Annotated in this window: 10 protein-coding genes and 2 pseudogenes; 3 read left to right on the top strand and 9 right to left on the bottom strand. The window is 43.0% G+C overall.

The genetic code is table 11. From position 1 onward, the window contains the following. The 5 genes and pseudogenes from BMX58_RS15100 to BMX58_RS14170 form a co-directional block, all read right to left on the bottom strand. Positions 1-251 (bottom strand): annotated as a pseudogene (locus tag BMX58_RS15100) (IS701 family transposase); the annotation flags it as partial. A gap of 169 nt (positions 252-420) precedes the next feature. Then, positions 421-837: a NusG domain II-containing protein gene (locus BMX58_RS14185; RefSeq protein ID WP_370684631.1), complete on the bottom strand. Its 417-nt coding sequence runs from the start codon at positions 835-837 to the stop codon at positions 421-423. A 23-nt stretch (positions 838-860) separates the two neighbouring features. Next, a complete protein-coding gene (locus BMX58_RS14180; RefSeq protein WP_068624668.1) occupies positions 861-1,094 on the bottom strand; it encodes an SHOCT domain-containing protein in 234 nt (77 codons plus the stop codon). Between the two features lie 35 nt (positions 1,095-1,129). Then, positions 1,130-1,972 (bottom strand): prolipoprotein diacylglyceryl transferase, encoded by an 843-nt coding sequence (lgt, locus tag BMX58_RS14175; RefSeq protein WP_068624666.1) that lies wholly within the window; start codon positions 1,970-1,972, stop codon positions 1,130-1,132. Positions 1,973-2,014: 42 nt separating this feature from the next. Further along, positions 2,015-3,331 (bottom strand): peptidoglycan DD-metalloendopeptidase family protein, encoded by a 1,317-nt coding sequence (locus tag BMX58_RS14170; RefSeq protein WP_068624664.1) that lies wholly within the window; start codon positions 3,329-3,331, stop codon positions 2,015-2,017. Positions 3,332-3,591: 260 nt separating this feature from the next. Here BMX58_RS14170 and BMX58_RS14165 point away from each other — a divergent pair, with 260 nt between their 5' ends. Both BMX58_RS14165 and BMX58_RS14160 read left to right on the top strand, forming a co-directional pair. Next, positions 3,592-3,801, top strand: coding sequence for an adhesion protein (locus BMX58_RS14165; protein ID WP_068624662.1), 210 nt, complete (start codon positions 3,592-3,594; stop codon positions 3,799-3,801). 64 nt (positions 3,802-3,865) lie between these two features. Continuing rightward, complete coding sequence (locus tag BMX58_RS14160) at positions 3,866-4,453, top strand: TIGR01906 family membrane protein (protein ID WP_068624692.1); 588 nt, start codon at positions 3,866-3,868, stop codon at positions 4,451-4,453. Between the two features lie 174 nt (positions 4,454-4,627). On the opposite strand, the gene BMX58_RS14155 is transcribed toward BMX58_RS14160, so the two are convergent. The 4 genes from BMX58_RS14155 to BMX58_RS14135 all read right to left on the bottom strand — a co-directional run bounded on the left by BMX58_RS14155 (position 4,628) and on the right by BMX58_RS14135 (position 10,372). Next, complete coding sequence (locus BMX58_RS14155) at positions 4,628-6,694, bottom strand: heavy metal translocating P-type ATPase (RefSeq protein WP_093088879.1); 2,067 nt, start codon at positions 6,692-6,694, stop codon at positions 4,628-4,630. Positions 6,695-6,885: 191 nt separating this feature from the next. Continuing rightward, complete coding sequence (locus BMX58_RS14150) at positions 6,886-7,089, bottom strand: heavy-metal-associated domain-containing protein (RefSeq protein ID WP_068624659.1); 204 nt, start codon at positions 7,087-7,089, stop codon at positions 6,886-6,888. Between the two features lie 352 nt (positions 7,090-7,441). Next, on the bottom strand, positions 7,442-9,901 hold the full coding sequence (locus BMX58_RS14140; protein WP_068624655.1) for a heavy metal translocating P-type ATPase: 2,460 nt from the start codon (positions 9,899-9,901) through the stop codon (positions 7,442-7,444). Between the two features lie 15 nt (positions 9,902-9,916). Further along, positions 9,917-10,372 carry a CopY/TcrY family copper transport repressor gene (locus BMX58_RS14135; protein ID WP_068624654.1) on the bottom strand — a complete coding sequence of 152 codons (456 nt, stop codon included), beginning with the start codon at positions 10,370-10,372 and terminating at the stop codon, positions 9,917-9,919. Positions 10,373-10,679: 307 nt separating this feature from the next. On the opposite strand from BMX58_RS14135, the pseudogene BMX58_RS14130 reads away from it, so the two are divergent. After that, positions 10,680-10,870 (top strand): annotated as a pseudogene (locus tag BMX58_RS14130) (hypothetical protein); the annotation flags it as partial.

Genomic DNA, 10,870 nt, shown 5'->3' with positions numbered 1-10,870 from the left:
TGATTCAATAGAGATCGGGATATTTTCCCTTGAGACAGGAGATAGTAATACGAGTTCAAACCAGAGGTATCTATCCTCTTCAAAAACCAAGTGTACAAAAAACGGACAGATTGAATCCCTTGCATCGAAATGATTGCCAAAAGAAAAAAGAAAGTTTTATTCGCAGTCGGTCGGGGCGTTCCGGCAAAATAGGGCTCGAAATAAACTCTTAAACTTTTGATTGTCATGCCTTTTTGATATAATTGATTCATAGCAAACAACCCCTTTTTTGTTGGTTTTTTCTCCAAATCAATCATACAAAAAATTTGGGGTTGTTTGTATTTTTATGCCCTGAAGGGCGTGAAAAGTTGTAAAGTGGTGTAAAAAAGTACTCCAACTAATTAAATAGGGTTGGAGTACTTCTTTCAGTGGTCTATTCTCTTATCGTGCAAGGACATCAATCTCCGCCTCTGTCGGATTATCGGATACAATCTCAATTAGCATGCGGTGGGGTAAGTTTAGACTGGTTTGTCCAAGTGATTGGATCCACCCTGTCCTCACGGCGATTTGCTGGGGGCTGTTATCCGATTTGTCACGAATCCGCTCCCCATCAATTTCGATAATATTATACTTCCCGGGAGCAGGATAGTAGGTGATAAGCCGCTGTTTCTCATTTCCGGTCAGGAGGAAGCGGTCCACTTCCTCGCCGTTGAACGAGATAACTGCATACAGCTTGCTCTTTTCTATGTGCGCAGTTTCAACGGCGAAGATCATTGTCGGTAAAAAAGATAGAACAAACAGAAAAGACACAATAATGATATCAAAAGGTTTCACCATTCTGCGATACTTTTTAATCATGATTCTCCCCCTTTTTCTCTCGTTTACTCTAACTGTTTTTTTCTCTTCAAGTACTCTGCTTCCGTAATATTATCTCTGGCAAATTCTTTTTGAATCTGTTCCAAAGAGGTCTCATTCGCAATTCGACTATCTGTTCGATCGGAAAGAATCTTGAGAATGAGGTACGCCACCATAAACAGCACTACAATCCAAAGCAACCCCATCAATCTTAAGGATCCCAATCCGTCATGATTCAGCAGATTCCAATAACTCGACATGCCACTCACACTCTTTCCTGTTATCCGTCTTTACTTCAATCTCTTTCTCCTTTGAGGTTCCATCCTTCTAGATAGTAGGTTTTGGGCGGATAATCCCTTCTCCGGTAAATCCAAATACCAATCGCACCCACAAACAAGAGCAAGGACAATCCCTGTGACACCCGCAAGAAATCACCAATCCACAAACTATCCGTGCGCAGGCCCTCTATGAAGAATCTGCCCGCTGAATACCAGATGATATAGCTGAGGGCCACTTCGCCTTGCCGCAACAAACCCTTGCGGTTTCGCAAGGCAATGATTACGCCAAATCCGAGGAGACTCCATAATGACTCGTAGAGGAAGGTGGGCTGGTAGTACACACCGTTAATTTGCATCTGATCAATGATAAACTTCGGAAGGTACAAGTTCTCCAGAAATGTTCGAGTCACTTCTCCACCATGTGCTTCCTGGTTAGTGAAGTTGCCCCATCGACCGATGGATTGGGCCAAAAGGACATAGGGAGCCAGCACATCCAACATCAAGGCAACGGGAATCCTCTTTTTCTTGGTGTACCAATAGACAGTGAATCCCCCTGCAATCAACCCCCCATAAATGGCAATTCCACCATTCCAGATTTGGACGATTTCGCCCGGATTTTGCAGATAGTACTGCCATTCGAAGAGAATGTAGTAGATTCTGGCTCCAATCAGCCCAATGGGAATCGCCCACATTGTCATATCTGTAACGGTATCTTCTCCTAAGCCTCTTTTCGTGCCCTCCTTGGACGCCAAGGAGATTGCCAATAGCATAGCAGCCCCAATGATAATCCCATACCAGTAGACGGTGAATGGGCCAAATGAGAAAGCTACGCGATCAATTGTTCCTACTATTGTTTCCATACTTTCCTCCTTATAAGAAAAAACGTTTATTTTATAGTGCTTTTACAATCCCAAGTAAGGTTCTGGGTCAACCTGAACCCCATTCTCATAAACCTCGAAATGCAGGTGGACACCTGTTGAATCCCCCGTTGTTCCCATTATCCCCAATTGTTGTCCTTGGGATACTTTTTGTCCGGGAGCAACCCGAAGGCTGCCCGCTTCCATGTGAGCGTATAAAGTTTGGAGTCCGTTTCCATGGTCGATTTTCACGTAGTAGCCCCATGAATTATGGTACCCGGCTACTAGAACGGTTCCCCCCTGGGCTGCGACAATCGGTCCCGATCCGGCAAAATCCATGCCCGCATGCAATTTCCACTCCCCTGTAAGAGGATGGATTCTGTATCCAAAAGGATCTGTTACGATCCCATTACTCGGACGAATGAAACCAGACGCGGTAACGATCTTCGCTTCAGGCAGGGGTTCCCCCGCAGAGGCATACTCCACTACCTTACTTTCTTCGAAGAAGCTTTCTGGAACAATTTCACCTGCCATTGCAACCGCGACCTCTTGCGCAGCCTGTTGTCGGGCCGCTTCTTCATCAGCGATCCGGCGTTGCTCCTCCTTCAGTTGCTCTGAAAGGGTGCTTACCGTTCCGGCAAGATTCTGTTGCTCCTGAGCAATCGCTTCTTTTTGTTCCACCGTAAGATCATACTCTTGGGCTAGCTGCTCGATTTGATTCTCCAGCCCTGCTTTCTGTGTCACCAAATTGGTTTTGGCTACTTGGATTTCCGCACTCAGTATTTCGAGGTTTTCCTGCTCTTCCTCAGCTGCCTGCTTTTTCTCCAGCAGATCCATTTTGTCATTTTTCTGCTGGACGAGTGTTTCCTTGTTGATGTTCATAATGTAATTTACTAAGCCTATGTTCCCTATCATTTCCGCAAGGTTCTCCGAGTTGATAACTGCTTCCAGGAGAGTACGTGGATTTGTATCTGTTTGGACGGCTCTGGCTTGCACTTTAAGTTTTTCCCCTCTTAGTTCAATCCGTTCTTCCAGCGTTTCTGCTTCTTTACTTAATTCCTTTATTTTTGCCTCAGAACTTTGCAATTTCCCCTGCTGTTCAACTAATTGTAGGGTGAGCTTGTCGATTTCCTTTTGCAGGGTGATTGTTCCAACCCCAAGTTGCTCTTTCTTTGCCTCCAATGTGTCCAATAGCTCTTGTTGCCCTGAAGAATTCTCATCCAATTCTTGGATTCTGCTTTCCAATTCCGTTTTTTGTTGATTGAGCTCTTCCAGCGTATCAGCTTTCACATCCAAAGGTACCACCAGTAAACTTAAAAGCGTGGGAATTCCTAAAATCCTGAACATCTGCTTCCTATTCATGTATCCTCCTTAAATGTCGGCAAAATTTGCCCCTTTCTTTTGCTTATTTGACTGTACCAAGGAATTATGTAGGTTTTATGGAGTTGTTAATCTCCATAAAATCCACATAGTTTTACTCTATTCTTATCTTAGAAAGTTATCCTGAATCTTATTCGTTTCACTGATTGAATTGGGTTCTTCGTAATTTTTTAATCTATCGTCCATTGATTTACTGACTTGTTAGTTGTGGCATTGGCGAAAAAATATAAGGAGAGTTGAACATGGAATCAATCTTATTTATTGTTTTGATGGTGGCAGGGCACATACTCATGATGTTTGTTATGCCGGGTATGCATGGCGGACATAATCATAAAGGACATGGTCATGCGAATCCCGAATCGGAAGACAAGAAAAAGTTGGAAATTGAAAACAAACGGTTAAAAGAGGAATTGAACGTAGTAAAATCAAAAATAAATCAAAATGAATTGTGAGGGCCATTCCACATTGAAGCAGAAAATCATTCAAGTTTCAGGGTTTATTTTCATTACCTTTTTCATCTTATCCCTTTCGGTGGCAGCAACCATCAACTTTACCTTCCTCTACTCGTTTGACATTGGTTACTTGAATATATCGGAATATGTAGACTTGCCCAAAGAGCAAATCTTAAAGAACTATCGTATTCTGCTAGATTACCTGAATACCCCTTGGATAGCGAAACTGGATATGCCGGATTTCCCTAGCTCAGTTAGCGGGTTATTCCACTTCACTGAAGTGAAGAAGTTGTTTATGCTGGACTACCTGATTCTGATTACTTCAGGGATAGGCTCCTTCTGGTTTATGCAGTATCTAAACAGAGAAGGGCAATACTGGCGACTTCTTCGATACTTCCAGTGGGGAATCTTGCTTCCGCTGGGTGTTGTTTTGGCTCTATTGATCAACTTTGATGTGCTGTTTGTGCTATTCCATCAGGTATTCTTTAACAATGATGCTTGGCTATTTAATCCCGCAACTGATCCCATCATCTTAGCGCTGCCGGCGGAGTTCTTTATGCACAGTTTCCTCTTGGCCTTTGGATTAATCGAAGTCTTCCTAATCCTGGGGTACTTCACTACTAAATATCGAATCTCTGCCCCAAGCCGTTGATTAAAAAGGTTATGGTTCATAAGAAAAGCAGGGCTCTCCATCGAAAGCATGGGAGCCCTGTTTTTATCGAAAATTTATCGATCTATGATTTTCCTTATACAGCATACTGGCTGGTCTGACTCGATTCTGGAAGGGGGTCAAACCAGCCAGTGCTTTTTTCGTTCCTGCTTCGTTTTATTTAGGGTCTAATTTCAAAAGCATGGCATTGATCGCAACAATAACGGTCGATAAGGACATGAGGACGGCGCCGAAGGCCGGACCCAAGGTAATGCCGATAGGAGCAAGGAGGCCAGCAGCAATTGGAATCGCGATAAAATTGTAGCCTGCTCCCCATACCAAGTTTTGTTTCATTTTACGTGTCGTCTTGTTTGCTAACTCGATAAAGGATTCAATATCCCCTGGATCAGACTGAGTAAGGATAATATCCGCAGAATCCAAAGCTACTTGCGTTCCAGCTCCGATTGCAATACCTACGTCTGCCAAGGCAAGGGAAGGTGCGTCATTGACCCCGTCTCCCACCATGATAACCGTCTTGTTTTGGTTTTTCATGGACTCGACCAGCTTGTACTTATCTTCCGGAGATTGATTGGCTTGGTATTGAATACCTAGAACTTCTGCAACTCCTTGTGCAGCTTCCTCGTTATCACCAGTAGCCATGAGTGGTTCAATTCCGTATTTTTTCAGCACCTCGATCAAGTTTCTGCTGGTTTCTTTCAGTTCATCTCCCAATGCGACAGCGCCGATTGCTTCATTATTTTCTACAAGGATACTTAAAGTAGCGCCTTTCGGAATATCCATACGCAATGCTTTTCCGTATGCCTTTTGGCTGATTAATTGATAGTGGTGGCCGTTCGCCTCCCCTTCTATTCCTGCTCCCGAAACGATTTCAATGGAGTCAAAGGAAACTGACTTAATGCCTTTCGCTTCAGCGTGGTTCACAATCGATTGGGCAATCGGGTGACTGGAGCCCGCCTCTATACCCGCCAACAAGCCTGTAATTTCTTCTTCAGAATATTTATCACTCAAAACAGTGACGTCCAACACTTTAAATTCACCAGTTGTTAAAGTACCTGTTTTATCCAATACCATAACATCCGCTTTAGTAGTTAATTCCAAAGCTTCTCTATTTTTAACCAGTAATCCTCGGCTTGCACCCAAACTAGTACTACGTGATACTACCAAGGGAATAGCAAGACCCAAAGCATGTGGGCAGGCAATAACTAACGTAGTCACAGTAAAGATAACGGCTGTGGGTAGGTCCGCAATGATCATCCAGACTATTAGAGCGATTAAAGATACTACAACGGCAATGTAGAACAACCAGCTAGCTACTTTGTGAGCCACATTCTCTGCTCGAGATGGTTGGCTTTGTGCTTGGCTAATTAATGTTTGTACTTGTGAGATAAAGGACTTATCCCCTGTTTCTGTTACTTCTACATATAGGACACCACTACCATTTGTTGATCCACCAATGACTTGATCTTTAACATTCTTTTCGATTGGCTTAGATTCACCTGTTAAGAGGGCCTCGTTTACACGGGATTCTCCGCGAATAATGATACCATCAGCTGGAACATTTTCTCCTGCTTGAACACGGATAACATCTCCAACCTGAAGTTCAGACACAGGACGAGTTTCAATCGAATCATCTTCTAAAACAACATGAGCGGCTTTTGGCAATAATTCTGCTAGAGCTTTTTGCGCATCCCCTGCTTCACCCAATGCCTTCATTTCAATCCAGTGTCCTAATAACATGATTAAAAGTAACGTTGCAAACTCAAAGAAGAAGTCCATGACATGTTCTCCGGTCACATATCGAGCGGCCACTGCGTAAACACTATAGGCATAAGAAACCGTTATTCCCAAAGTAATCAAGGACATCATGCCTGGAGCTTTTGAATTAAACTCATCTTTCGCACCCATGTAGAATGGTTTTCCGCCATAAATGTATAGAATTGTTGCCAATACAGCTGCTACAACGTCTGCATAAGGAAAGATAATTTGGAAAGGCAACTGAATATCCATCAAAGGAGTAATGAGTAAGATTGCAATTCCTAATGGGAGTGACTTCAAGAAAATCTCCTTAAAGCTACCGTGATGGTGGTGGGCATGCCCTCCCATTGCGCCATGATCCATTTCACTGTGATCCATCGCACTATGATCCATCTTGCTGTGATCCATCTGACTATGATCCATCTTGCTGTGATCCATCTGACTATGGTCCATCGCACTATGGTCCATCTTGCTGTGGTCCGTTGGTTTATTCGAACCGTTCTGTTGCTTGTTGTTCATAAACTTATCCTCCTCTTACCTCGATTAAAGAATGAGCCTCAGCTGTTCTCCCTGTTTCTTCATGAAGGATAAAAACTGAGGCTCCCCGAATAGAATCTGAATACAAAAAATTACCTAACTTACAAAATTTTTAAACTACCTTACTCCACTACTGAATACTTTGTGTCCTCTAAAACTGCGACAAATGTTGCTTTATCAATAACAGATCGTGTACTTATAGTAGCTTTTTTGCCTTTCAAATCAACAGACACTGATTCTACTCCCTTTATGGATTCGAATTTTTCTTTTACTCCCTTGGCGCAACCTTCACATTTCATGCCTTCTACGAATACTTCTTGTTTCATAAATTTTTCCTCATTTCTTTTTTTTATTATTAAATTTCTCTTTATCCTTTTTTGAAAGAAATGTTTCAACCGTCAGTCAACTATTAATGAAAACTAAAATGGGGTTGTGTGCAACAGTCGCAATTCTCCGCTTCATTGATCTCCCTTAAAAGATAGGGAATATCGGATAATGCTCCCAGAAACTCATCTTGCTTCGTTTTATTACCTTGAACGAGTGCAATTTTCTTGCTTTCATCAATAGACACGCTCTCCACTGCAGGGAATTTTTTTGTCTTTTCCGCTATTATGTTTAAGCATTTGAAACAAGATAAACTTATAGTTAACTCCATCCTCATTCTACCATCCTCAGTTTTTATTTCATAACAGAAGGTTGAAATCCCTTTAAACGTAATGCATTCAACAAAACAGAAATGGAACTGAAACTCATTGCTGCTGCTGCAATAACCGGGCTGAGCAGAGGACCTCCAAATGCATAAACAACACCCATCGCAAAGGGGATACCCAATATGTTGTACGCGAATGCCCAAAACAAGTTTTCTTTAATGTTTCGGATGGTGGATTTACTCAATTCAACAGCAGTAGGTACGTCCATGAGATCACTCCGCATTAAGACGACATCTGCTGATTCTATGGCTACATCCGTACCCGAACCGATTGCAATCCCTACATCTGCCTGGGCAAGAGCTGGAGCGTCATTGATTCCGTCGCCAACCATCCCTACCTTTTTGCCTTCATCCTGCAACTTCTTCACTTCATTAGCTTTATCTTCTGGTAAGACTTCGCTCAACACCCGATCGATGCCCACTTGCTTGGCGATGGCCTCAGCGGTCCGTTTGTTGTCTCCGGTGATCATGGCTACTTCGATTCCCATCTTATGCAGCTTCTTGATGGCACGTAAGCTGCTCTCTTTTACAGTATCCGCTACCGCAATGATTCCAGCGATTTTACCATCCTTTGCAATGTACATAGGCGTCTTACCTTGGCTTGCTAATGCATCGGAGGCAGATGCCAAATTTCCCAGACCAATATGCCTTTCGTCCATCAGCTTCTTGTTTCCGAGCAAGAGGTGTTGGCCATTGATTGTCACTTCAATCCCATGTCCTGGAATAGCATTAAACGTTTCTGTTTTCAAGAATGCTAGGCCCTTCTCTTCTGCGCTATTCACGATTGCCTCACCAAGTGGGTGCTCCGAGCCTTTTTCGGCGGAAGCAGAAAGAGTCAGTAATTCCGTTTCGGAAATCCCTTCAGCGGTGATAATATCCGTTACTTTTGGCTTCCCTTCTGTTATCGTACCCGTTTTGTCGAACACAATGGTGTTCAGCTTATGGGTCGTCTCCAACGCTGTCCCGCTCTTGAATAGCACGCCATGCTCTGCACCTTTTCCTGTCCCGATCATAATCGCTGTGGGAGTAGCCAGACCAAGCGCGCATGGGCACGCAATCACCAGTACCGAAATGGCTATAGTCAAGGCGAATACACCTGTTTGACCAGCAAAGTACCACGCTATCGCGGAAAGAATTGCAATCGCAATGACAATCGGAACAAAATACCCGGAAATGATATCAGCCATCTTAGCAATAGGGGCTTTGGATCCTTGGGCATCTTCCACTAGCTTGATAATTTGGGACAGCGCAGTGTCTTTTCCCACTTTTGTCGCCTTGTACCGAATCGTCCCATTTTTGTTGATACTCGCACCAATAATAGCATCTCCCACAGATTTTTCCACGGGGATACTTTCACCTGTGAGCATGGATTCATCTACCGACGTCAATCCTTCGATAACCACGCCATCTACCGGCATTTTCCCACCTGGCCTCACAACGATAATGTCGCCAACCACCACTTCATCAATGGAAATCTCTGACTCTTTTCCGTTTCGTACCACCAGTGCGGTTTTAGGTGCCAATCCCATAAGTTTTTTAATGGCTTCAGAAGTTTTTCCTTTTGTTAAGGTCTCGAGATATTTCCCTAGGACAATTAAAGCTAAAATAACAGCTGCCGTTTCATAGTACAGTTCATTGGCATAGGCTACTTCTCCACGGAAAATCATCACTGTTGCAAATACCCCGTAAAGGAAAGCTGCACTAGTTCCTAGAGAAATCAGCGAATCCATATTAGGGTGCCCTTTAGACAATGCCTTGAACCCATTGCGATATATTTTACTGTTTACCGCAACCACAGGGAGTGTCAAAACGAGTTGAACGATAGCAAAGGCTTCCGGGTTCATCATCGGGTTAATGAAATCAGGAAGGGGCGCATTTACCAAATGCCCCATTGCGATATAGAGTAACGGAGCTGTAAATAGCGCGGATATTAGAAACCTGTTCCAGAGACTCTTGATTTCTTTCTGTTTTTTTTCTTTATCCTGGTCTACCGTATCAGCAGTTGCTACTTCTTCATGTGCCTCATAACCTGAATCCATAACCGCCTTTATGATATCGGTAAGGTTCACCATACCCGGATCATACTCCACTACCAGTTTCTCCGTGGCCAGATTTACGGAGGAAAGATTTACTCCTCGTAGTTTCTGAGTTGCCTTTTCAATCGTCTGGGCGCATGAAGCACATGTCATCCCCTCAATATTGAATGTTTTCTTAACCGTATTAGAAATTGCAGTGTATCCTGCATCTGCCACTGCTTTTTGAATGTCTGCTTCCGTCAATGCTGAACTGTCAAACTGGATATTCATTTTTTCGGTTGCGAGATTAACGTTCGCAGTCTTTACTCCTGGTAATTTCTGAGCAGCTTTCTCTACAGTTTGTGCACAGGACGCACAGGTCATGCCGTCTATACTGAATACTTTATTCTCCATTTTTGCTTTTCCTCCCTATTTTCCATGTTGGTGTAGGTTGCACTGACATTGCCTAGGTAGACATCGGCAGCTAACCTCTTCCACAGCGGAAGTTCTTTTCTTTTCCAAAATCTCTTCCAAGTAGCGGATATCATTAAAGCTCAATACGTTGTCCTTGATTATTTCCCCAATCACATGTCCTATATCTTTGTTGCAAATACGGCTGAAAATATTGCCTGTGTAGTTTCGGACAGTAACTTCCTCAGCAACACGTGCCGTGTAGATAAACTTTTTCCCCTCTTGCTCAGTCGATAACGCGCCCTTTTCAACCAAACGACCCAACAGAGTTTTGATGGTGGTTGCCTTCCAGTTCATCTTATCTTCCAGGATCGAAATAACTTCCTTACTCGTGACATGATGGTTTGCCCAAACAACACGCATGACTTCCCATTCGGCATCAGTTATATGGGGAGTTAACGTTCCTGTCTTCATTTTTACCCCTTCTTCCCTGTTATTCGTTTACAGACGTAAACGTTTCTATGCTTATAATTTACACTTGTAAACATTATTTGTCAACTACTCTTTTCTGAATTTACAAAAAGATATACCGAGTCGATAGCGACGCGGTATCAAGGAAGTATGCTAATCTAACAATGCACTGAAATACGAGATTCTAACCTTCATTTGTAAATATTTAGCGTGTTCGCTTTACAAAAACAAACGTACGTTCGTATAATTGGGAATATAAAGGATTTAAATCCAGACAAACAGACTAGCAGTGCTATAGGAAGGTGAAAGTATGATAAAGGAAACCAGAAAGCGAACAGAGAAAGTATTTGAAGAGTACAACGACTACCAGGATAGAGGCATGGTTAAGTGGTTAACGGCATTCTCAATGGAAGAACTGACAAGGTCCATTTCTGCTGGAAAAGAAGAGGCTCTGAAGGATATCCCTATCCTCGCTCAAATGAATGCAAGTGAAATTGACGA

Source organism: Trichococcus ilyis, assembly GCF_900109135.1.
GTDB lineage: Bacteria > Bacillota > Bacilli > Lactobacillales > Aerococcaceae > Trichococcus > Trichococcus ilyis.
The sequence above is the reverse complement of the archived record's forward strand: the minus strand, read 5'-3'. Positions and strand labels throughout refer to the sequence as shown.

Bases quoted from the DNA above. Each gene is read 5' to 3' on its own strand.
- BMX58_RS14185 (WP_370684631.1), bottom strand. From the start codon at position 837: ATGATTAAAAAGTATCGCAGAATGGTGAAACCTTTTGATATCATTATT.
- BMX58_RS14180 (WP_068624668.1), bottom strand. From the start codon at position 1,094: ATGTCGAGTTATTGGAATCTGCTGAATCATGACGGATTGGGATCCTTA.
- lgt (WP_068624666.1), bottom strand. From the start codon at position 1,972: ATGGAAACAATAGTAGGAACAATTGATCGCGTAGCTTTCTCATTTGGC.
- BMX58_RS14170 (WP_068624664.1), bottom strand. From the start codon at position 3,331: ATGAATAGGAAGCAGATGTTCAGGATTTTAGGAATTCCCACGCTTTTA.
- BMX58_RS14165 (WP_068624662.1), top strand. From the start codon at position 3,592: ATGGAATCAATCTTATTTATTGTTTTGATGGTGGCAGGGCACATACTC.
- BMX58_RS14155 (WP_093088879.1), bottom strand. From the start codon at position 6,694: ATGGACCATAGTGCGATGGACCATAGTCAGATGGATCACAGCAAGATG.
- BMX58_RS14150 (WP_068624659.1), bottom strand. From the start codon at position 7,089: ATGAAACAAGAAGTATTCGTAGAAGGCATGAAATGTGAAGGTTGCGCC.
- BMX58_RS14140 (WP_068624655.1), bottom strand. From the start codon at position 9,901: ATGGAGAATAAAGTATTCAGTATAGACGGCATGACCTGTGCGTCCTGT.
- BMX58_RS14135 (WP_068624654.1), bottom strand. From the start codon at position 10,372: ATGAAGACAGGAACGTTAACTCCCCATATAACTGATGCCGAATGGGAA.